15 protein-coding genes are annotated in these 24334 nt (G+C 38.9%); 7 read left to right on the top strand and 8 right to left on the bottom strand.

Annotated features, from left to right (window positions below):
• Nucleotides 1-30: 30 nt before the first annotated feature.
• The gene (locus tag HGR01_RS30915; protein ID WP_096621882.1) at nucleotides 31-2706 is read left to right on the top strand and encodes an AAA-like domain-containing protein; all 2676 of its coding nucleotides are present in this window, start codon (nucleotides 31-33) and stop codon (nucleotides 2704-2706) included.
• A gap of 59 nt (nucleotides 2707-2765) precedes the next feature.
• Here the strand turns inward: HGR01_RS30915 and HGR01_RS30910 are convergent, their stop codons facing one another.
• The 4 genes from HGR01_RS30910 to HGR01_RS30895 form a co-directional block, all read right to left on the bottom strand.
• Nucleotides 2766-2960, bottom strand: a complete 195-nt coding sequence (locus tag HGR01_RS30910) for a hypothetical protein (protein ID WP_045868409.1) — start codon at nucleotides 2958-2960, stop codon at nucleotides 2766-2768.
• A 252-nt stretch (nucleotides 2961-3212) separates the two neighbouring features.
• A complete protein-coding gene (locus tag HGR01_RS30905; protein ID WP_194007714.1) occupies nucleotides 3213-3425 on the bottom strand; it encodes a hypothetical protein in 213 nt (70 codons plus the stop codon).
• A 573-nt stretch (nucleotides 3426-3998) separates the two neighbouring features.
• On the bottom strand, nucleotides 3999-4211 hold the full coding sequence (locus tag HGR01_RS30900) for a DUF2281 domain-containing protein (RefSeq protein ID WP_045868410.1): 213 nt from the start codon (nucleotides 4209-4211) through the stop codon (nucleotides 3999-4001).
• 149 nt (nucleotides 4212-4360) lie between these two features.
• On the bottom strand, nucleotides 4361-4597 hold the full coding sequence (locus HGR01_RS30895) for a type II toxin-antitoxin system Phd/YefM family antitoxin (RefSeq protein ID WP_045868411.1): 237 nt from the start codon (nucleotides 4595-4597) through the stop codon (nucleotides 4361-4363).
• 85 nt (nucleotides 4598-4682) lie between these two features.
• On the opposite strand from HGR01_RS30895, the gene HGR01_RS30890 reads away from it, so the two are divergent.
• From HGR01_RS30890 to glgA, 3 genes are all read left to right on the top strand, one after another.
• Nucleotides 4683-5105, top strand: a complete 423-nt coding sequence (locus tag HGR01_RS30890; protein WP_045868412.1) for a lysozyme inhibitor LprI family protein — start codon at nucleotides 4683-4685, stop codon at nucleotides 5103-5105.
• 366 nt (nucleotides 5106-5471) lie between these two features.
• Nucleotides 5472-6443 (top strand): hydroxymethylbilane synthase, encoded by a 972-nt coding sequence (gene hemC, locus HGR01_RS30885; RefSeq protein WP_045868413.1) that lies wholly within the window; start codon nucleotides 5472-5474, stop codon nucleotides 6441-6443.
• A 239-nt stretch (nucleotides 6444-6682) separates the two neighbouring features.
• Nucleotides 6683-8107, top strand: a complete 1425-nt coding sequence (glgA, locus tag HGR01_RS30880) for a glycogen synthase GlgA (protein ID WP_045868414.1) — start codon at nucleotides 6683-6685, stop codon at nucleotides 8105-8107.
• A gap of 557 nt (nucleotides 8108-8664) precedes the next feature.
• Here the strand turns inward: glgA and HGR01_RS30875 are convergent.
• Nucleotides 8665-10668 carry a response regulator gene (locus tag HGR01_RS30875; RefSeq protein WP_045868415.1) on the bottom strand — a complete coding sequence of 668 codons (2004 nt, stop codon included), beginning with the start codon at nucleotides 10666-10668 and terminating at the stop codon, nucleotides 8665-8667.
• A 112-nt stretch (nucleotides 10669-10780) separates the two neighbouring features.
• Complete coding sequence (locus tag HGR01_RS30870; RefSeq protein WP_045868416.1) at nucleotides 10781-16792, bottom strand: hybrid sensor histidine kinase/response regulator; 6012 nt, start codon at nucleotides 16790-16792, stop codon at nucleotides 10781-10783.
• 1047 nt (nucleotides 16793-17839) lie between these two features.
• On the opposite strand from HGR01_RS30870, the gene HGR01_RS30865 reads away from it, so the two are divergent.
• A complete protein-coding gene (locus HGR01_RS30865; protein ID WP_045868417.1) occupies nucleotides 17840-19012 on the top strand; it encodes a response regulator in 1173 nt (390 codons plus the stop codon).
• Nucleotides 19013-19102: 90 nt separating this feature from the next.
• Here HGR01_RS30865 and wecB read toward each other — a convergent pair whose 3' ends face one another.
• Nucleotides 19103-20218 carry a non-hydrolyzing UDP-N-acetylglucosamine 2-epimerase gene (gene wecB / locus HGR01_RS30860; RefSeq protein ID WP_045868418.1) on the bottom strand — a complete coding sequence of 372 codons (1116 nt, stop codon included), beginning with the start codon at nucleotides 20216-20218 and terminating at the stop codon, nucleotides 19103-19105.
• 308 nt (nucleotides 20219-20526) lie between these two features.
• Entirely contained in the window at nucleotides 20527-20898 is a 372-nt protein-coding gene (locus HGR01_RS30855; protein WP_045868419.1) for a hypothetical protein, read from the bottom strand.
• Between the two features lie 718 nt (nucleotides 20899-21616).
• Here HGR01_RS30855 and HGR01_RS30850 point away from each other — a divergent pair.
• Together HGR01_RS30850 and HGR01_RS30845 are read left to right on the top strand one after the other, a co-directional pair.
• Complete coding sequence (locus tag HGR01_RS30850) at nucleotides 21617-22960, top strand: type IV pilus twitching motility protein PilT (RefSeq protein ID WP_045868420.1); 1344 nt, start codon at nucleotides 21617-21619, stop codon at nucleotides 22958-22960.
• Between the two features lie 66 nt (nucleotides 22961-23026).
• Nucleotides 23027-23815: a circadian clock KaiB family protein gene (locus HGR01_RS30845; protein WP_369792169.1), complete on the top strand. Its 789-nt coding sequence runs from the start codon at nucleotides 23027-23029 to the stop codon at nucleotides 23813-23815.
• The last annotated feature ends 519 nt before the right edge of the window (nucleotides 23816-24334 follow it).

The raw sequence follows: 24334 nt of genomic DNA, 5'->3' as shown, positions 1-24334 counted from the left end.
CAATGACCAATAACAAATGACAAATGACAAATGACAAATGACCAATATATATTTTCTGGAAGTTTACCGGAAAATGCCAGCACCTATGTTACACGCCAAGCTGACAGTGATTTGTATGCGGGATTAAAAGCGGGAAAGTTTTGTTATGTATTGAACTCCCGACAAAGCGGAAAGTCTAGCTTGCGGGTGCGAACCATGCAAAGACTCAGAGAAGAAGGCGTACAATGTGCAGCAATTGACCTTTCGGCTGGGGGGATTCAAAATGTACCGCCGGAACAATGGTATGCAGATTTAATTGATAATTTAATTGAAACTTTTGACTTAGATGTAGATTTTGGTGATTGGTGGGAAGCTAATCAGTTAAATTCGCTGGTAACGAGATTTCGCAAGTTTTTAGAAGAAATATTGCTGCTTGAAGTTAAAGAAAATATTGTTATTTTTATTGATGAAATTGATAGTGTACTCAGCCTGAAGTTTCCGACAGATGATTTTTTTGCACTGATTCGCGCCTGTTATAACAAGCGGGTTGATAATCCTGAATATAATCGCCTGACTTTTTGTCTGTTGGGAGTCGCATCACCTAGTAATTTGATTGAGGATAAACAACGCACTCCGTTTAATATTGGTCAAGCTATCTCTTTGACTGGTTTTCAATTGCATGAAGTTGAGCCGTTAGCTAGGGGGATGTCAGGGAGATTTTCTCATCCTCAAGCAGTCATGGAGGAAATTTTATCTTGGACAGGAGGACAACCATTTCTGACGCAAAAACTTTGTCAGTTGATGATAGAAGAATCTTTGCAAGACAATCCTCGCAATGTTGAGCAGGTAGTAAAGTCGCGGATTATTGCAAATTGGGAATCGCAAGATGAGCCTGAGCATTTACGCACAATTCAAGCTCGAATTTTGCGGGATGAACAACGTGCTGGATATTTGCTAGAACTGTATCGGCAAATTAGATTGAGGGATGAACATTCAAGATCCCCCCTAACCCCCCTTAAAAAGGGGGGAACTGAAATCAAAGTCTCCCTTTTTAAGGGAGATTTAGAGGGATCTGAAACTTTTGATACCGACAAGAGGAATTTTCAAATCTCCTCTGAAATTATAGCCAATGATACTTTAGAGCAAAGTGAGTTACAGCTTTCAGGATTGGTTTTTAGGCAGCAAAATAATTTAAGAGTTTATAATCCCATATACAACGAAGTTTTTAATCAAAATTGGATAGATAATCAATTAAAAAATCTGCGTCCATATTCAGAGAATTTCCGCTTTTGGGTGGCTTCTGGGGGAAAGGATACATCTAGATTATTGAGGGGAAAGGCTTTAGAAGAAGCTGAAGTATGGGTAAAAGATAAGAGTTTAAGTTATCAAGATAAGCAGTTTTTAGCAGCGAGTAAAGAGCAAGAAATTCAAGAAAAGATTGCAGTTAAGGAACAAAAAGCTGCTTTGGAAAGAGAAAGACAGGATAAAGAAGCAACAGAGAAAAGAAATCAATTACTAAGTGTAGCTAATCAAAAAGCTCAACAGAAGATTCGTAATGGAACTGCTGTTTTATTTTTGGCGGTGTTTATTGCGATAATTTTAGGAGTATTTGCAGCAAGGGAAGGAAGGAAACTATTAGAAGCACAAAGTCAACTGGTTTTAGCAAAGAAAGATGTTGAAAATGTACAAAAACTATCTGAATTGGCTGGAGAGTTACGTAATGAAAATCTGACAGATGAATCAGACGAAGCATTAAGATTAGCAGGTTTATCATTCAACGTTAAAGACTATAACCTTAAGCAAGCTCTACTACTTGCTTCTAGTTCACAAGCATATCAGCATTTAAAAAAGTGGGATGAAGCAGAAAAAGAAATTAAAGAAAGCAATATTTTTTTAGTACAAGCAGATAAAAGTATTAATTCTAGTGAAGGATTACAAATTCAAGTTTTGGCTAATAAGGTTAAAGGTAGTTTTCTAGTACATAAAAAAGAAAAAAACCAAGCTATAGAATCTTATAAATTAGCATTTAAAATCCTTAATAAAAACCCAGATCAAACTAATCCTTTTACAAAAACTAATCAATTACTCGCAGCCAAAGATATTGAAACTGTTCATCGCAATTTACTGAATTTACTCTCAACCAACACCCCTTTGAGAGAACGGGTAGAAAAATCTCTTACCCAACATTTATATGCTCAACTTGAGTATTCTTTGAAGGCTAAAAATTGGCAAGCAGCTGATCTGCAAACAGATCAACTCATGCTCAATATTGCTAAAAGAGAAAAAGAAGAGTATTTAGATCTCGACTCTATTAATAATTTTTCTTGTCCAGACCTGAAAAAAATAGACCAGCTTTGGGTTAATTCAGATAAACGTTTTGGCTTTAGTGTGCAGAAGGAAATATGGATAAGCACGGGGAATCGGCTGGGTATAAAGCCAGAAGAGTGGAATGACAAAGATGTGGAAAATTATTATCGGTTTGCCACGGCAGTAGGATGGTATGATGACAAAAAAACTAGGGACTCAGAAACGGGCGGCAGAGGAGGCGACTTTTTGAGGTATGACGAACTGCTGAAGCTTGTTAAAGATGACCCTACGTATGGTACGGGAAGCCTACCGTGGAGGGAAGCTGTAGCGGGGTATGTACGGGTTACGGGGCCGTCGGAGGTGTTCTTCTCTCGCGCTACAGGGTTCTTCTTCTCTCGCGCTGCGACTTGTAAAGTGTAACATTTAAGGCTTTCAGAAGTTTGTGAATATTTGTTTCCGCCTCATTTTCCACGTAACCATCAGCATTTCATAAATCCTCCTGCTACTTCATGCACCTCCGTAGATTCCGTTACTTTTTGATTGTCCCAAGGTAAACTCATCTGTCCCGGCGAAGATTTTTTGGGTTTAGCACTCTTAATTACTGAGGTTAAAAAGCGACTACCCCAATGATTTCGTTTCTCTGGCTTTGCTTGCGGTCGATAGTTATTTGTCATTAGTAATTTGTTATATCAATTCAAATAATGTTTGCGAGACATCAATATATTCTAGAGGGCAAGGCAGTGCCTTGCCCCTACCATCTAGCGCATTCTTTTTTCAAATTGGTATTATTTCTCTACTTTCCCGTATCCCTGCGTTAAGCGATCGCACCAATTCACAATGTCACTGTTTGAGTGAAAATGCGATCAGATCGACTCAGATTGCAATCAAAACGATTTTGACGATGATCAAAACGATTTTGACGACGATTAAAACGATTTTGATGATGATAAAACGATTTGACGACGATTAAAACGATTTTGACGACGATTAAAACGATTTTGACGACGATTAAAATGATTTTGACGATGATCAAAACGATTTTGACGACGATTAAAATGATTTTGACGATGATCAAAACGATTTTGAAGGCGATCGCACCAACTCACAATTTTGCTGTCTGGGTGAGAGTGCGATCGCACCAACTCACAATTTTGCTGTCTGGGTGAGAATGCGATCGCACCAATTCATAATTTCGCTGTCTGGGTGAAAATGCGATCGCACCAATTCATAATTTCGGTGTCTGGGTGAGAGTGCGATCGCACCAATTCACAATTTTGCTGTTTGGGGGAGAATGCGATCGCAGCGATTCACAATTTTGCTGTCTGGGTGAGAATGCGATCGCAGCGATTCACAATTTCGCTATGAAGTGAGAATGCGATCGCACCAACTCACAATTTTGCTGTTTGAGAGAGAGTGCGATCGCACCAACTCACAATTTTGCTGTCTGGGTGAGAGTGCGATCGCACCAATTCACAATTTTGCTATGAAGTGAGAATGCGATCGCAGCGATTCACAATTTTGCTGTCTGGGTGAGAATGCGATCGCACCAATTCACAATTTTGCTGTCTGGGGGAGAATGCGATCGCACCAACTCACAATTTCACTGTCTGGGGGAGAATGCGTAGACGCGGAGCGGCTTGTCGTAGACATCGCACCTACTTACTACCAAATAGTCTGAATTGTGGTTAAAGCCTGAATTTGCAAATCACGAGTCACGAAAAATTACCCCACATTTCTTGGCGTGCAAGAGCAATATCTTCTTCTGTAATATCTACCTTTAAATCACTACATAACCCTCTAACACTAAGTAAAGCAGGTTTTTTAGTAGTTTTTTGGTACAGAAATTCTGCAAAATCCAATAATTCTTGTTGCTTTTCTATAGGTAGCTGCCGCAATTTGTATAACACAGCTTGTTCAAGATTCATAATATTTCCTCATGATTATGCGTAGATGCTGCATCGGCTTGTCATAGACATCGCGTCAACTCACAATGCTATTGTATCGGGTGGCAATTGAATTATATTGTCTACACAACCTGTTTTGCCCCTATAAATAATTTTCTGTATCGCCAACATTATTTTAATTGCAACACATTAAAAAATTCTTCTAAAGGTTCATCAAAATCATCAGTAATGGAAATTAAGCCCTGATCGCTGCCAAAAAGTGGAGGACGTTGAGGGAGAGGTTGTAAGGAAACCAATTTGACTATTGGTTGGTTGTTTTTGGTAATAATAATTTCTTCACCATCGACTGCTTTTGCAATTAAATCTGACATTTCCGTCAGGGCTTGGGTAATATCAATTGTTTTCATCAGTTAATCTCCAGCCGCAGTCTTCTATTAGAGCTTATCTCAATTTTATGCTATTTTGATGCATACACGTAACTTTCAAAATATTATGAATCGTTTTTTACCATACTTTTTCAGTATTATTACCCTCAGCAGCTTGTCTATTGGCAGTTTAGCAATGGCAAGCACAACACCGGAAACTTCAAAGATACAATTAGCGCAAAAGCTCAACTGTAATAATGCTCAAACCCAGGCAGAAATTAATCAATGCGCGCAGATATCCTATCAGAATGCTGATAAAAAATTGAATCAGGTTTATCAAAAACTTGTGCCAACTTTATCTAGTTCCAGCAAGAGGAAATTAATCACCGCACAGCAAGCATGGATTAAATTTCGTGATGCTAGTTGTGAGTTTGAAAGAAGTCAATATGAAGGCGGAACTATTGCACCTACTATTTATTTTGGTTGCTTAGAACAGACTACACTGCAACGTACTCAACAATTACAGGAATATCTTAATTTAGATCGTTAATACTGAAGGGTGAAGGGTGAAGGGGGAAGGGGGAAATTAATTAAGATGACTGTAGGGTGTGTTAGGCGCTTGTTTTCAATATGATTTGTCACGCAAGAAATATCCTAGCGCCTAACGCACCATCCACGCGACGGTGCGTTACGGCTAAATATCATTGTCTCTGTGTCCGATATCCTTTCATAGCCGTAACACACCCTACTTGATACTCATTTTCACTTCATCCTTTTTCATGCTTTGCTTGGTAAATAAATGTAAAGAAACTCGCAATTAAACTTAATCGAAATTAAGCAATTAGCATCCGGTAAGTCACTCACTGCGGTAGTCTAGATGAGAGTGAATTTATCGCCTTGTTTGACATTTTGTTTTATGACTTCAGCTGTTTCCAGTCCTACACGCACAATTCGTATTGGTTCTCGTAAGAGTCAACTTGCTCTGGTTCAAACCCACTGGGTAAAAGAACAACTCCAAAAAAGCTATCCTGAGATTGCTTTTGAAGTTCATACCATGTCTACCCAAGGCGACAAAATCCTGGATGTAGCATTAGCCAAGATTGGTGATAAAGGTTTATTCACCAAAGAATTAGAAGTGGGAATGCTCAACAAGGAAATTGACTTTGCGGTTCATTCCCTCAAGGATCTGCCTACTAATTTACCAGAAGGGTTAACATTAGCAGCAATTACCGAACGGGAAAACCCAGCAGATGCTTTGGTACTGCACGAAAAGTATAAAGGGCAGACAATTGATACCTTACCAGAGGGTGCTGTCATCGGTACATCTTCTCTGCGGCGCTTGGCACAGTTACGCAATCAGTTCCCCCATTTCACATTTAAGGATGTACGGGGAAATTTGAACACACGCATGGCTAAATTAGATGCGGGTGAGTATGACGCGTTGATTTTGGCAGTTGCAGGTTTAGAGCGATTGGGAATGAGCGATCGCGTTCACCAAATTCTACCAAAAGAAATTTCGCTTCATGCTGTTGGGCAAGGTGCATTGGGTATTGAATGCCGTGCTGATGATACGGAATTGATATCTTTACTGAAAGCTATCGAACATCCCCAAACACGCGATCGCTGTTTAGCTGAACGTGCTTTCTTACGCGATTTGGAAGGTGGCTGCCAAGTACCCATCGGTGTTAACACTGAAATTAATGGTGACCAATTAACATTAACCGGAATTGTTGCCAGCGTAGATGGACAAAAGCTGGTTAAAGATACCGTCTCTGGCGAAGCTAAAAATGCCGAACAGTTGGGTACAGAACTAGCAAATCTGTTGCGTCAACAAGGCGCACAAGAAATTTTGGATGTCATCTTTACTGAAATCCAAAGAGGTTCTTAAGCTATTCCGCAACCTGATATGGTTAGATAAGTAATCAGTGAACAGTGAAACAGTGATAAGGAAACTCCAAAAAATAAATTATTCCCTATTAACGTTGTTGACCGTTGACTGTTCACAGTTAACAGTCAACAGTTAACAGTCAACAATAATGTTAGGAATATTTTTTTACTTGGAAGACCCTAATTGAGTAACTGAAAACTGATCACTGTGTAGGCAGAATCGGGGAAACATATATTACCATGCGGATTCTATTTGTTGCAGCAGAGGCAGCACCTGTTGCAAAAGTTGGTGGAATGGGTGATGTTGTCGGCGCATTGCCCAAAATCTTGAGACAAATGGGGCATGATGTACGCATATTCCTGCCTTACTATGGCTTCCTGCCAGACAAAATGGAGGTTCCCAAGGAACCCATCTGGCGGGGATATGCTATGTTTCAGGACTTTGCTGTTTACGAAAGCATTCTCCCTGGTACTGATGTTCCCTTGTATTTGTTTGGACATCCTGCTTTCCTACCTCGCCGCATTTATTCAGGAGAGGATGAAGATTGGCGGTTCACTTTATTTGCCAATGGTGCGGCAGAATTTTGCTGGAATTACTGGAAGCCAGAAATTGTCCACTGTCATGACTGGCATACTGGCATGATTCCTGTGTGGATGAACCAAGATCCAGATATTACTAGTGTATTCACTATTCATAACTTGGCTTATCAAGGGCCTTGGCGTTGGTATTTAGAAAAAATTACTTGGTGTCCTTGGTATATGCAAGGACACAATACAATGGCAGCTGCGGTGCAATTTGCCGACAGGGTAAATACAGTTTCTCCCACATACGCCGAGCAAATTAAAACACCTGCTTACGGAGAAACCATCGAAGGTTTGCTGTCTTTTATTAGTGGTAAATTATCTGGGATTATTAACGGCATCGATACAGAAGTTTATAACCCAGAAAACGACAAGTATATTGCCCAAACCTTTACTACTGACACATTAGATAAACGTAAAGCTAATAAAATTGGGCTGCAAGAAGAAGTAGGATTAGAAGTTAATTCCAACGCCTTTTTAATTGGCATGGTAACGAGGTTAGTAGAGCAAAAAGGTTTGGATTTAGTCATCCAAATTCTCGATCGCTTCCTAGCATATACTGACGCGCAATTCGTGTTGTTGGGAACAGGCGATCGCTATTACGAAACCCAAATGTGGCAATTGGCATCCCGTTACCCCGGACGCATGGCAACTTACCTGCTGTATAACGATGCCTTGTCTCGCCGCATCTACGCTGGTACGGATGCCTTTTTAATGCCTAGCCGCTTTGAACCCTGCGGTATCAGCCAAATGATGGCTTTGCGTTATGGTTCTGTGCCCATTGTGCGCCGTACAGGGGGATTAGTGGACACGGTATCCCATTTCGACCCCATGAACGACGCAGGTACTGGTTATTGTTTTGACCGCTATGAACCCCTGGATTTGTTCACCTGCATGATCCGCGCTTGGGAAGGTTTCCGTTTCAAACCTCAATGGCAGGAATTGCAAAAACGTGGCATGACTCAGGATTTCAGCTGGTATCAATCTGCCAAGCAATACGTGAAGCTGTATCGATCAATTTACGGCTTACCAGAAGAAGAGGAAGCACCTCAACCAGAGTTGGTGCTAAATGAGGCAGTATAAGAAAGTGCTGAGTGCTGTTAGCGGTAGCGGGGCGTTTAGCCTGTGCTGAGTGCTTTGCATCTGCTTTAGAGACTTCCAAATAAAATATCCCAGTATTTATTGTGGGGTGGACATCTTGTCCGCCCAGTGTATGTGGCGGGCAAGATGCCCGCCCCACAAGATGGAATAATTGATTTCTTGGAAGTCCCTTATGTGTAAAAACATTTATACTGTAGGGGTTTAGCACTGCTAAACTCTTTTTAGTGCGGATCTATTCCCAATCTAAAATCTAATACCAATTCAAATAATGTTTGCGACACATCAATATATTCTAGAGGGCACGGCAATGCCCATACGTGTCAACTTAAGCTAAAAGCTATATAGGACGGGCGTTGTACAAAACTTTCGCCCTCATCCCCTAACCCCTTCTCCCGCAGGAGAAGGGGAATTAAATCTCTTGCTCCCCTCTCCCGGTGGGAGAGGGGTTGGGGGTGAGGGCAAAAACCTTGCTACAAAGCGGGTTTCGCGTTAAGTTGACACCAATGGGCATTGCCGTGCCCCTACCCATCTGTCTCCATCTAAAATCCAAAATTAGGTATTGTTGGTGCGTCCGCATAATATAGCCCTTGGTAAAGAACCTCATGCAAAGTTTGCAATAATTCTTGAGTGGTGTAGGGCTTAGAAATAAATTTGTTGATAGTTGCATCTTTGGCAATTTTATTGCTGCCTACCAAACCACTAACAGCAATAATCTTCACTTGGGAATTCATTTTTTGCAATGTGCGAATGGTAGTTTCGCCATCCATTAATGGCATCATCATATCTACCAAAACCACACTAATATTATCTTGGTAACGGGCATAGAGTGCGATCGCTTCAATCCCATTGCTGGCAGTTAGCACTCTGTAGTTATAAGTTTCTAAAGAAATCTTGGTGGTTTCGAGAATTTCATCTTCGTCATCTACTACTAAAATTAATTCTCTATTACCATTTGGCAGTTCAACATTTTCGGCTAACAATGTTGCCATAGTCTCTACTGCTGGTATGAATAATTTAAATTCTGTGCCTTTACCAATTTCGCTATGGACGTTAATAAAACCACCGTGACTTTTGATGATACCTCTCACAGTTGAAAGACCTAAACCTGTACCTTTACCAACCTCTTTAGTAGTGAAAAATGGCTCAAATATTCTATCTAAAATCTCTGGCAACATGCCAATTCCTGTATCCGCAACAGTAATCACAATATAGGGGCCAATACTAGCCTCGAGATTCATCCGGGCATATTGTTCATCAACTAAGAAATTTTTAGCAGAAATAGTCAGAGTCCCACCATTAGGCATGGCATCACGAGCATTAACGGTGAGGTTCATCAGCACTTGATGCAAGTGTGTGGCATCTCCAATTACTGCCCATAAATCGGGGTTAATATCTGAAGAAAATTCAATGGATTTGGGAAATGTGCTATGAATAATCTGCTCAATTTCTAAGAACAAATGGTTAATGGCTACAATTGAACGTTTACCTTCAACCCCCCGCGCAAAATGTAGCACTTGCTTAACTAAAGCAGCTCCACGTTTACAATTGCTTTCAATAGTTCTATACATTTGCTGACTCCATTCTTCACTGGGAGAGCGTTTTAGCTGTAGTAGTTGTGCTGCAGATAAGATAGGTGTCAGGATATTGTTAAGGTCATGGGCAATGCCGCCAGCCAGGGTACCCAAACTCTCTAAACGTTGAGCGCGAAGAAATTGACTTTCTAGTAGTTTTTTTTCTGTAATATCAGTATTAACTGTCAAAATCGATTGCGGTTGTCCATTGCGATCGCGCATTAAAGTCCAACGACTAGCAACAATAATTGTTTGATTTTGTTTAGTAACTTGCTGTAATTCCCCGTACCAGCAGCCACCTGCTGCTAGGCTGTCGCGGATATTTTCTAGTTGCGGTAAGATTTGCGGTTGATAAATCAGCTGATTAATATTTTCGCCAATTACTTCTGTGGCTGACCAGCCATATAAATTTTCTGCTCCTTGGTTCCAAAAGCTAATATAATTGTCCCAATCGTGGACAATAATGGCATCTGTAGCGATATCGAGCAAAGCCGCTTGTTGATGAATTTTTTGTTCTGCTTGCTGGCGCTCAGAAATTTCTCTCTCCAAACGCTGATTTTGCGCTTGCAGTGTCTTGGTTAAGTTACGCAGTTGCAGATGCAATTCAATCCGCGCTAAAACTTCTTCATGCTGTAGCGGTTTAGTAACATAATCCACAGCTCCCAAACTCAAGCCTTTAACCTTATCTACGGTTTCTGTCAGTGCAGTCATGAAAATGATGGGAATATCCTGTGTTAAGGGATTGGCTTTTAAATGACAACAGGTTTCAAAACCGTCCATGCCTGGCATAAGTATATCTAACAGAATCAGGTCAGGTGGAGCATATTCAGCGCGTGCGATCGCACTCTCACCATCTTCTGCCACCAAAACAGTAAATCCTGCATTGGCTAAAAAATCAAATAACATTTCTAAATTAGTTGGGTTGTCATCAACAATTAAGATGACACCTTGATCATTCAAATCCGCGTTCATAAACCCTCATTTTAAATCAGGCAGAGGTCAGCAATTTTGTTATTCCACATCCGTAATCCCACTGCATTACAGTCAACCGCCAACAGTCAACAGTCAACCATCAACCGTCAATCTACTTACTACCTATTACTGGGGAATATTGTTTAATAAAATCTACGATTTGTTTTCCTTTAAACTCTTTAGCCAGTTGGTGCAAATGATTGGTAAACGGTAATAGTTGCTCGTCTAACCCCTCTAATTTTGCTGCTCTTTGGGCAATACTTCTCAAATCCCCCTTCATTGCCAAATCTAGCAAAATTGCAATTTCCTCTGCTGGCGGAGGAATTAGTTGTAAGTTTTGGTTTTTTGTTTTTACATTAACATTTTTTTGTTGAGTTTGAGCGGTTTCTAAATCTTCATAAATCCATTCCAAACCTAAGTGAATCCTTAACTTTTCTAACAGTTCTGCTACCCGAAATGGTTTAGGCAGAAAATCATTACAGCCTACTTCTAGACTTTGCTTTTGTTCAAACTCGAACACACTTGCTGATATAGCGATTACTACTACTTCTTTAAAGTTTGGTAACATTCTCAAGCGACGGGTGGCTTCAAAACCATCCATTACAGTCATTACCAAGTCCATAAAAATCAAAGCTGGCTGAAATTCTAATACTTTGTTTAGACAGTCTAAGCCATCTGTTGCTTCTAAAACTTCAAAACCTAAAGGCTGGAGTAAATTGACTAAAACAGAACGATTTGAGCATTTATCATCTACTACTAAAATTTTCTTTTGATCACTAACAAAACCAGTAATGTGACGTTCAACAATTTTCTTAATATTTGTCGGATAAGCGACCTCAGCTAAATCTAAGTCTACCCAGAAAACACTACCTTTACCTAAAGTACTCGTTACCTTTAGTTCACCACCCATCATCTCCACTAACTGACGGCTAATTGCTAAACCTAAACCTGTACCTTCTGTCTTGCGACTATCTTCTCCTACCTGCTTAAAAGGTAAAAATATTTCTTCTAATTGCTCCTCAGCTATACCTATACCGGTATCTTCTACTTGAAACCGGAATTTTTCTGCATGATAGCCTACTTGAAATCTGACAGTGCCTTTTTCAGTAAATTTGACAGCATTGCTGAGTAAATTAATTAAAACTTGCCTTAATCTTTTCTCATCGGCTCGCACAACTTTGGGTAAAACTGATAGTTGATCAAAAACTAAGGCAATGCCTTTTTGTTCGCTACGGATACGACAAATTTGGACAATACTTTCTAGAAATTCTGACAGCGAAAATTCTGTAGGATAAAGTTCTAATTTTCCGGCTTCAATTTTCGATAAATCTAAAATATCGTTAATCAGCGTCAGTAAATGTTCACCACATTGATGAATGATTTTGATACCATTCTTTTGTTCAGGAGTTAAGGTTTGATTTTTATTGAGAATTTGTGTGTAACCTAAAATCCCATTTAGGGGTGTACGCAGTTCATGACTCATGCTAGCAAGGAACTGACTTTTGGCGCGGTTAGCGGTTTCTGCTACCTCTTCAGCGCGTTGGCGATCGCGGATTTCTTGTTGTAGTTGTAAATTTTTCCCTTGTAATTCTAGAGTTCGTTCTTCTACCCTCACTTCTAGGGTACGATTATATTCTGCTAAATCGTGATAAAGACGCGCATTTTCAATTGAAATTGCTGCTTGCGATGATAAAAGCTGTAACACTTCCAAGCGCTGTGGTGTAAAGGCTCCAGTAGTTAAATTATTCTCTAAATACAGAATGCCAATCAGCTTTCCTTGATTCACAATTGGCGTACATAAAATAGATTTTGGCTTTTGGTTAAGGATATAATTATCGAAATTAAATACCGCTTCGCTAGTGGCATCATTCAAAACTACGTCTTTCTGAGTTCTCTGCACATAGTTAATAATCGATATTGGTAGCTGCTGACTGTTTTCTATAGGTAGCGATTGTTCAACACTGATTTCCTCTTGCTCGATACTGCCTGAAGCTTCTATCTGTAACTTACCTGCTTTTTCGAGAATTAAAAATCCCTTTTCTGCACCTGCATTTTCAATTAAAATTCGCATCAAATTAGTCAGCAACTTGCTTAAAACAATTTCGCAAGAAAGAGCTTGAGAAGCTTTCATCACAGTCATCAAATCGAGACTTTGAGTTCTGCCTATGATCGGGAAATTTGCCTGATTAAGTTCTTGATAATGAATTTCCAGATTTTGTGTATTTGGCGATATTGTAATTAATTGTGGATAGCGGATTTCCAAATCTTTGATTTTAGCGATCGCTCCCCAACGGCTATAGGCATGGTAAGCATTACTCATGTACGTGCGGGCAATCGTTTGCCTACCCCATGATAGATAAAATTTAGCAGCCAGTTCCCAGGCTAGTGCTTCTTCGTTGACATAATCGTTGTCTTTGGCAAGTGCGATCGCGCGATCGTACATCTCAACCGCCTCTATTTTTTCATCTAAAACACGATGACGTTCAGCCTCTACTAAATAAAATTTGTGCAAATGATTCATCGGGGCAGAATGCGCCCATTTCTGCATTTTTTGTTGATTATTAATTACTCTAGTTAATAGCTCCTGTTGTTGTGGCTGCGGTAGTGATGAATATATTGCTAGTTGTGCTAAAGAATCATAAAAATGAAACAACGGTACCATTAACCATCCAATTACCCCATCTAAATACTGTTGGGCTTGGCTAGCATGTGCCACAGCTTGAGAAAATTCCCCAAACAGATAGCACAGGATTAATTTATTCAAGAATACATAATGAATGACTGTTCGCTCATTGAATTGAATATGAACTGGTAAAAATTCCTCTTCATCATAAGCTGTGCCGACTAAAAGACAAGGATTTTTAGACTCTCCAATTAAATTTAAAACTGCTTGATGAAATATCTGATGCCAATTTAACGCTGTTTCTTGATTAATTTGAGCGATCGCCTGACTATATCTGGCCATTTCCTGTTCTAAGCTTTTTAGCTCATAACCGCTCCAATAGGCATATTGACATTTATTACTAGCTGCATATCCCGCATGGATTAAATCTCCATATTCTAAACCGCTATGATAAGCATTTTCTAAAAGTGGTAATGTTTCCCTCACATGATGTTTCCAAGGCAAAATAAATGTTGCCACTTTAAATAAGGTTTTACTTCTCACCTCATGAGTATCTAACTTATCTAATAGATTTAAAGCCACTTGTCCAAATTTATCAGCAGCTTCTATATCTTGTAAAATACCGCTAAAAAGAATTCCATAATCAGCAAATCCGCTCACAGAAAAAGAAGTAATTCCATGTTTAATTGATAAATTTACTTGCTGACAAGCCATCAAGATAAATAATGTCGGTGCAGATTGATAAGCCGCAGGTACTAAACTGACTATTAGCCGAAATGCTGCTAGTTTTTCTGCATCTGTCATTAGAGGTAGATTAACTAAATCTTCTATTTCTTGAGTGGTTAAATTAGCTGTTGTTTCCGCAATAGCTTGCTGAACATCGAAAGGGGTTGGTGATTCAGGGAGTTTGACTCCCAATATTTCTACAGCTTCTAAACCTAGCTTTACCGCTTCCAGAAGTTTTCTTTGGACTTCACAACTTTTGATTCGCAATTCATACACTTTCACTTTATGTAATTGCGATTTTGCTTGTTGTAGAACTACCTGGATTAGTTGCTCCATTTGCTCAAAATCACCAATCAAAAATACTGCTTCTGCTGTCTCTTGATGCAGCGCTAAGGTTATTTCATATTGCTGATACCAGCTATTAACTGGTAACAATTTCAAACCAACATTGAAATAACGAACGGCTGAGTCATACGCTGTCGCTGCTTTCGCTTTTTGCCCTGCTAAGAAGTTCAGTTGAGCTAGTTCATATTTTTCTGAATCAGATGTCAGTAGTTCAGTACCATAATTGAGTTGATTTACTAGTGCAAATATATTTTCTTTACGTTCTTCTGGGGTTGCATTTTGCAGCAGTAATTGACCAATTTTCAAGTGTGTTGCTTTCTTCTGCTCATCAGTAATCAGAGAATAGGCTGCTTGCTGTACTCGGTCATGTAAGAATTTATATGTAATTGTTGGCTCGCTATTGTTTATTTCTTTTTGCTCAAGTTGAAGGGGAATTCTAGAGGCATGATTTAAGGGTAATATTAAACCTGCTTGCAGAGCTTCCCATAAATCTGTGACTGTTGCTGATTGATTTTGTTTATTAACAGTTGCCAAAACCTCTAAAGAAAATTTATCACCAATACAAGCAGCTAATTTTAAAATATTCTGAGTATTCGGTAACAGCTTTTGAATTTGGCTGACCATTAATTCAATCACATTATCAGTGATGTCAATCTTCTGTAAAAGATGGATATTCCACTGCCAAGACCTCGCAGTGAAATTAAATGATAATAAATTTTCTTGATAAAGTGATTTGAGTAGCTGGGTTAAGAAAAAAGGATTACCTTGAGTTTTATTAAACAATAAATCAGCTAATGTTGCTAAGTTTTCTGAGTGATTGTGCAAAGTATCACTGAGTAATTGGGTAACATGAGAAATCGCTAATGGCTGCAACAAAATATTGTTAATAACTGCCCCAGCTTTTTGAATTGCTTCTAAAAATAAAATCAACGGATGAGTTTCATTAACTTCATTATTTCGATAGGCACCAATCAGTAACAAATATTGACTATCTGGATTATTCGTCAGCAGTTGAATTAACTTTAATGAAGCTGAATCTGCCCACTGTAAATCATCCAAGAACACCACTAATGGATATTCAGGTTGACAAAATACATGAATAAATTGCTGAAACAGGCGATTAAATCGGTTTTGCGATTCAGTAGGGCCTAATTGCGGCACCTCTGGTTGTGTACCAATAATTCTTTCAACATCAGGAATCACATCAATAATAATTTGACCATTATTACCCAAAGCTGCTAAAAGCTTTGCTTGCCAATTGGCAATTTGCTCGCTACTTTCTGTTAATAGCTGCCGAATTAATTCTTGAAAAGCTTGAATCAAAGAAGCGTAGGGTATATTACGTTTAAATTGGTCAAATTTACCCGAAATAAAATATCCCCGTTGACGAACTATAGGTTTATGAACTTCATTAACTAAGCAGGATTTTCCTATACCAGAGTACCCACTTACTAACATCATCTCCGTTGCTCCAAGACTGACGCGCTCAAATGCATTGATGAGCATCATAACTTCTACTTCGCGCCCATAAAGTTTTTGAGGAATCAGAAATTGGCTAGATAAATCAAGCTGACCAATCTGGAAATGGGAAATTTTTCCTGTTGCTTGTAATTGTCGTAAGCATTCTTCTAAATCTGCCTTTAGTCCCAAGGCATTTTGATATCTATCCTCAGCAGTTTTGGCTAATAATTTCATGACAATATCCGCAACTACTGGAGGAATTGCTGAGTGAATCTCTTGAGGTGATACGGGAGTTTTGGCAATATGGCAATGAACTAATTCTAAAGAGTCATTTACTTGAAAAGGTAACTGACCCGTTAACATTTCATAAAAAGTAACACCTAAAGAGTAAAAGTCAGTACGATAATCAATTGCACGGTTCATCCTGCCTGTTTGTTCTGGAGACATATAGGCGAGGGTACCTTCTAAAAAGTTAGTGTCGCTGGGATTTTGAGTTTCGCTGAATAAATATGATGAGATACTAAAGTCGATAATTTCTACTTTGTCTATTTGCGGATTAATGAGAATATTTTGTGGCTTAATATCTTTATGAATAATATTGTTTTGATGTAAATCGGCAAGAATAGTAGCTAACTGAATAGCAATGTTTAAAAATTTACTTAAATCAAAATTTTGGATATTAATAAAATTATTGAGGGTTTCTCCAGCAAAATCTGTCAGAATTAATGCTAAACCATTATGATAATTCTCTAGTGCCAAAGGTTTAACAATACCTGCAATATTTAAATTTTGCAGTATTTGATATTCATGTCTTAATTGAGTTAGTTGTTGCCTAGTGGGATACTCAGCTTTGAGAGTTTTAATAATCACCGATGTTTGCTCTGTTTCCCGCAAAGCACGGTAAACGCAGGTAGTAGTACCGTCATACAGGACTTCGATGAGGTTGTAACCTGCAATAGTAATACTCATAGGAACTTGCAAATAAATAAATATCCTATCGCTTTTGAAGCTGGGGGAGAAAAAATCTGATTAACCAAAGTTGTCACTTAGGTAAAAAAGCACTCGCAGAGAAGCGTTCCCGTTCGACGTTCGCGCAGCGTCTCGTAGAGAAGTCGTTTCCGCAGGGTAGGGTAGCAATCGCAAGAGTTTTGAGTAATTTATATTCTGTCACATAGTTAGGTTTATTCGTGTCTACCTACTTAAGTTGCATAATTACTTATCAGGATTGTCCAGAGTCAAAGGTCAAAGATCCAATTTTAACCTTGAATCTTGACCCTTGACGGCCCAAACAAGAAAATGTGGAATTTAAATGTGCATCAACTTCAAGGCTAAAGGAGATATCAAGGGATTGAATAAAAGGGATATGAAAATATAACCGTTTTGAAGTAAAAAATATTTCAGTTGATTCTCAGTAGCTTACTTAACCGAGTGTTAAGCTTGACTTCATCCAAAAAATTATTGATCAAATTACTCAATACCCACATCGAATATAGCTATAAAATTTCTGCTTTCCCTGTTTGCTAAAGCAATTGATTATTTTTGATTCGGAATTTACGAAATCGATTGCCATCATTCACTGAAAAATCATGGTTTTAGCTTAAAAATCTTAATTTTTATAACCGTATTATTACGGTTATCTATTTAGTTTACATATTTTAATATTATTATTAATAATATCCGCGCAGTGTGGCATTAATTAGCTATAGCATTCTTATTCCATAGGTAATTTATTCTGTTTATTCCCTCACTTAAAACGTAATATCGCAACTACTGCATGGATTGCTATATCCCAAAGAAAATCAGTTTTAACTGATATGATTTTCCCTAAAGCAATTTTGAATCTCTCAGCTTTAATCATAGAGAAAAAATTAGCAATATAGGGTAAGTTTACTGATTTTTCTATGGTTTTTGTTTGGTAATAATTGTATAGAGTCCAGTGCTTTATTACAAGAAATTGGTCACTCTCAAATTGATTGAATCACACGATATTTATTTGCCGAATTCCTGATTAAACTTATGCTATCTCTCGAACAAACAAGATTAGATAAATTATTGTATGAATTTCAAAACTCCATCAAAATTCAGTACAGTGGCCAGCTAAATGTTAAAAACCATCATAACGAGCAATGGAATTTCTATTATCATCTAGGACAGATAGTGTGGGCAACTGGAGGAAATCATCCTCGTCGTCGTTTATATAGATACATCACCCAGAATTGTCCGCAGATTGCTATTAACAAGTTACTCTTAGATGTTGAAGATACTGTCAGCGATTATTGGGATTATCGTCTACTAGAAATTCTATATACAAAATATCAAGCTACTCTCCCACAAATTAACAGCATTGTGAGGGGAACAATATCAGAAGTTATATTTGATGTAGCTCAAAATCTCAATCGTCATCCTTTATCTTATGAGCGCCATCAAGAAATAATTTTAAAAGCACCCACTGATTTCACAAATTCCAATATAGTTATTCAACAAGTACAAGAATCTTGGAATATTTGGTCAAAACCTGGGTTAGCAACTTTCTCTCCTCACTTAGCACCAATTATCCGTAAACCAGAAGAACTTCGACAGATGGTAAGCCCAACTGTCTACAAAAACTTTGCAAATTTAATGAACGGCAAATACACCTTATGGGATTTAGCCGTCAAAATGAATCAGAGTTTATTATCAATCATTCGTTCCCTACTTCCTTATATTCGTCAAGGAATTATGGAACTCATCGTAGTACCTGACTTGACTTTACCAACTACAGAACTCAAAAATAGCTATAACTTTACACCATTAAAAAAGCTAACCACTCCATTAGTAGCTTGTGTAGATGATAGTCCTCAAGTTAGTCAATTGCTCGAAGGAATTCTCATACCAAATAACTTTAGGTTTATTAATATTCAACAGCCTTTGCAAGCTCTACCCATTCTTATTCAAAATAAGCCAGACTTAATCTTTTTAGATTTGATTATGCCTGGTGTGAATGGATATGAACTCTGCGCCCAGTTACGCCGAACTTCTGTGTTGTCAAACACACCAGTGATTATTTTAACGGGCAGTGATGGTCTGTTTGATAAAGTTCGCTCTAAGGTTTTTGGTGCTACAGATTTTCTGACTAAACCTATAGAAGTTGATAAAGTCTTGGAGAAAGTGCGTGAATATTTACCTCATGCCCAAGGAACTTGCAACTAACAAAATAGTGAGCAGGGGGAGCAGGGGATGCAGAAATATCAGGCTAAAGGGGCAAGAAATAACTCTTGCCCGATGTCGCATTTTCAAATTTCAATGAAATTGAAAGTAATTTTTGACGATTTGTAAAATGCGATCGCTTGCTTTACCATCTCCAAAAGGATTGATAGCGTTTGCCATTGTGTCGTAGGCTTTGGGGTTGCTGAGTAATTCCGCCGCAGCTGCCACAATATTCTCAGTTTCAGTTCCTACAAGTTTAGCTGTACCCGCCGTCACTGCTTCCGGTCTTTCTGTAGTTTCTCGCAGAACTAGTACAGGCTTACCGAGGCTGGGTGCTTCTTCTTGCAAACCCCCAGAATCAGTCAGCAAGAAATGCGATCGCGCGATCGCGCCGACTAATTCTTTATAATCTAAAGGTTCTGTTAAAAATATCCGGGGATGATTCCCTAAAAGCGCCTGTAATGGTTCCCTGACTGTAGGATTGCGGTGTAATGGTAACAGCAGGGCCGTATCAGGAAATTTATCTAATATCTGTAAAAACCCCTGAGCAATTCCTTGTAGTGGTTCTCCCCAATTCTCCCGGCGATGAACTGTAGCCAGCAATGTGCGATATGATGACCAGTCTAAACCGGGAATATTGCAAGCTGGCTCAATTGCAGCCACATTTAACAGCGCATCAATTACTGTATTACCGGTTAAGTGAATTTCACCCAACACACCAGAACGCTGTAAGTTCTCCATAGCTAGTGGCGTGGGTGCAAAATGCAATTGCGTAATTTGCGAAATTAGGCGACGGTTCGCTTCTTCTGGGTAAGGATTAAAGATGTCATCAGTTCTTAATCCTGCTTCTACATGGCCTACAGGAATTTTTTGATAAAAAGCCGCCAAAGCTGCAGCAAAAGCTGTTGTCGTATCTCCCTGTACTATGACTAAGTCTGGCTTACTTTCTTTAAATAACGTTTCCAAACCGCGCAAACTACGACAGGTAATATCACTTAAAGATTGCTGAGGCTGCATAATCTCTAAGTTTCCATCGGCTTTGAGGCTGAACAGCTGCATTACTTGCTCCACCATTTCACGATGCTGTCCAGTCAAAATTATTTGTGACTCAAAATCTTGTGACCTTTGAAATACTTGAATTACAGGAGCTAGTTTAATTGCTTCTGGACGAGTACCTAAGATTATATAAACTCGTTTTTGATTAGTCATTAGTTATTGGTCAAGGGTCAAGGGTTAAGGGTCAAGGGTTAAGGGTTAAGGGTTAAGGGTCAAAGGTAATCATGAAAAACGACTATTAAGAAAATTAAATTGTAGAGTATGTTATCGCTATCAAGTAGGGTAACAGCAAAATTTAAGGTGCGTTAGCCTTTGGCATAACACACCCTACTTCATATTTATTCATAAATTACTAACACCAAATAACAAATAAAAACACCAAAAACCAAACACCAAATACTAAATAAACATGAAAAAACCCGGCTGAACCGGGCAGATGTACTGTTTGTCGAAGTTAGCAATTATTTGATTTCGCAAGTTAATGGACAAGATGCGTAGACGGAAGTATGTAATTGTTCTGCTTCTCCATGCAGCCAGTTCAGCCATTTGATTTGTTTTGGATGTACACCTTTAGCAGTTAACACCCCAGCAGCTAAAACAACTGCCATGACATTAAACAAAATCAAACCGCCTGCTACTAATAAAACTGCACTTACAGGCATCACAGATTGCAACACAATCGACAACAGACACCCGACCGTAGCCATCAAAACAACTAATGGGAACCCGACAACCAACAAACATACTGCCAACGTGAAAGTCCAGATCAAAAAACTTTTGATCATTAACAAGGAGTAGGTCTTACCTAGATTAGAGCTATCTGCCGAAACCATGACTTTTCCTCCCAAATACACAGCAAGATTTTTACTTCAGCTTTATCTCACTTTCGCGAGAACACTGAACTGTTCAATTAGAAGTTCAGTATATAAAAACCTACTGCTAAGATGAGCATTTAGTTACTAAAGTTTACAGTTAATTTTTTGTAAATATGAATGTAAAGCGTAAGTCATATATAGGTAGAAAGCCTACTATCAACATCTATCAAAAGGAATATAAGAACTTAAGCAGGCACTTCACTAATGGCTTTTAAATGATCAACATCACTCCTGCTTAACATTTCTTATAAAAATGCCTATGTCTTCTCATAATTCTCAGATAGCGCTGAAGAAATTATCTGCTAGTGTTTTTGCTGTTAATTGATAACTAGTTTTGTCCAGGCTGGAAATAAATTTCTCATTTAGAGAGGATAAAGTATTTTCTCTTAAGTAATATGTCTTAATAAAAACTTGTTATTAGCCGGAATATCACTGATGCTTTCCAAGGGTTTGAGTATGTTAAACAAGTTGATATCTAGTTAATAAATTTTACATAACTAATAAATGCCATAAAGCTAGTAAAAAAACATACTCATGTCAGTTGTAAAAAAAGAACTGACAACGGTTTTCAAATATCAAGCAAATAAACACCGAGCACCCTGTACTACAAGCACCTCGAGACTATCCATCAGTAAGTTTTCCGCTAATTTAATTTTTTGCTTCATTGTAAAGATTTATGACCGACCTACAGCGTCCATCTACTTCTAATCCCGCTCCACGTAATGTGCCGCCAATGCCGCCGCCAATGCCAGCACCACCGCCACCAACGCTGAGTACCCAACGCCAGGCGACACAAACATTGGATATGTCAAACTATCCTGGGGTTCCTGCTGCGCCACCACCAGTTGCACCACCACCACCCTCTGCGCCACCGCCACCAGCTGCACCTCCAGCAGCGGCCCATCGTCCTGGCACACCACCACCAATGCCTACTGTGCCGAGTCCCAAAAGCACTACTCCGACTCTGACATTACAGAAGCTAATTGAAGAAGCTTACGAAAAAGGATTTTCTGACATTCACTTGGGTGTAGGTGAAACTCCGCGTTTTCGCAACCGGGGCGAAATTGAGAAAACAAATCATCCAGAAACAGATAAAGACACTTTTTTCAGTTGGATGCGGGAAGTTTTAACTGAAGCTGAAATTCAACGCTTTGAAGAACATTTAGAATTTGACGGTGCAACTCAGTACGAATTTGCCCGGGTACGGATTAATATCTTTGGCTCGCTCAAAGGCTATGCAATGGTACTGCGGTTAATTCCGTTAAAAATCTTAACAATGGAGCAGTTAAGATTACCGCCTATTTTTCGGGAAATTTGTCATGCTCACAAAGGTTTAATTCTGGTAACCGGGCCTACGGGTTCTGGTAAGTCCACAACGATGGCAGCAATGATTGACTACATCAATAAAGAGATGCCTAAGCATATCATTACCATCGAAGACCCGATTGAATTTGTCCATAAAAGCCAAAAATCGTTGATTAAACAACGAGAAGTGGGAATGCACACCCGCAAGTTTGATAACGCCTTAAAAGCAGCCTTGCGGGAAGATCCAGATTTAATTCTGGTGGGGGAAATGCGGGATAAAGAAACAGTCAACACCGCGCTAAAAGCTGCTCAGACAGGTCACTTAGTAATGGGAACTTTGCACACTAATAGCGCTGTAAAAACCATTGAACGGATACTTAACCTCTACTCTGGGGAAGAACAAGATGCTATGCGGGTGGCAATTTCCGAGTCTTTAGTAGCAGTAATTGCCCAAGGGCTATGCCGGACGACAGATGGTAAGCGGGCAGCGTTCCACGATGTCCTGATTAATACTGAGGCCATTAAAGAATGGATTAAAGACGGGAAATATGACGAAATTACTGAACTCATGAAGCAAGCCAGCTTTGATGGCATGATCACCATGAATCAATCGTTGTATAACCTCTACCAAGATGGACGCATTACTGAGGAAACAGCCTTAGAGATGTCACCAACTCCGAATGAAATGGCTCAATTCCTCCGAGGAAGAGTTTAGTTACAGTAAATAAGTAAAGTAAAAAGTAAAAGGTAAAAAACAAAATTTTTTACTTTTTACTTTTTGTTGTGGATTTATGTAGTTCCCAAAACTGACTTGAATACAGATAAACTGACTAAAACCCATCTGTTTAAAGGTATTGCCCTGTTTACACCTGGAGGCGATTTAATTTACTGCATCGACCCTAGTAAACAAGGGAGATGGCATTTACAGCTGTGTGCTGCTTTGCAGGAAATTCTGGATCTATCAGAACCCCCACATTTTTTAGTCCCTTGCTATACAGCAACAGTTGATCACTGGCTAGATCCGCGCACCAAACAAGTACGAACCTTTGCTGAAGCTTATCCAGCAGTTTTGCGACATCAAGCTGTGCTCAACGCGATTTTTGGCACAGGGGATTTAGCATGGCAAGCTGCTCCCTGGGTCGATGGTTTGTGCGATCGCATGGTATTAACTACTTATCGTTCCTCATTTCCGCAGCTTTGGGAAGACCATGATTTAATTGTGCGTTTAGATGCGGAATCAACACAGAAATACCATCAAGTTGTCACAAAAACACAGAGTTTCCAACTAAAAACCCAAGCCTATGTCTTGCGGCTGTTTGTAGCTGGACATAGTGCAAATACGGAACGCATTCTACATAATTTACATGAACTACTAGAGCGATCGCTGGGACAACCTTACACTTTAAAAGTAGTTGATGTGTTAACTAATCCCGAACAAGCTGAAATCGATCAGGTTAGCGCTACTCCCACTTTAGTAAAAGTTTGGCCCCATCCCATTCGCCGCCTTGTTGGTGATTTAGATCAAGCAGAAAAAATCTTACAAATGTTAGGCGCGCAAGAGAAATTGTAAGTGAGGAGACTGGGAATTGGGGATGAGGAAGATAAGGGAGAAAAATCATCCAAAATTTAAAATTCAGAATTCAAAATAATGCCATGTTCCCTATCCCCTATGGCATCTCATAAATAGCAAACAACAAACCCCCAACACTCAACACCAAACAACTTAAGCTTTTTTAAATCCTAAATTAAGGATCAATTATGTGAGTCATGTTGACTCAGGCAATAAATTCCCTCTTGGATATTATCTGGAAATCTGAATTATAAATAACTATCCGCTGATATGTACTTATTGCACTAATAAAAGGTGTTGTTCACTGTATTATTTGTTTTTAAATATGAATTTTCTGTGGTCGTCAATCTATCTTAAGGATGAAAAATGATGATGTTCATTGCAAATAAATTGAGGGGTAATACCCCTCTGCTAGTTTGCAAAATATAAGTGTAAAATAAGACTTGGGTTTAAAGAAATATTTTGCTTCCAATCCTACTCATTTAATCTTGAGTAGGATGTTTTATATTTATTAATCCT

It is taken from the genome of Tolypothrix sp. PCC 7712 (assembly GCF_025860405.1).
GTDB classification, from domain to species: domain Bacteria; phylum Cyanobacteriota; class Cyanobacteriia; order Cyanobacteriales; family Nostocaceae; genus Aulosira; species Aulosira diplosiphon.
Note: the sequence above shows the minus strand (reverse complement) of the source record. Positions and strands in the feature narration are given on the sequence as shown.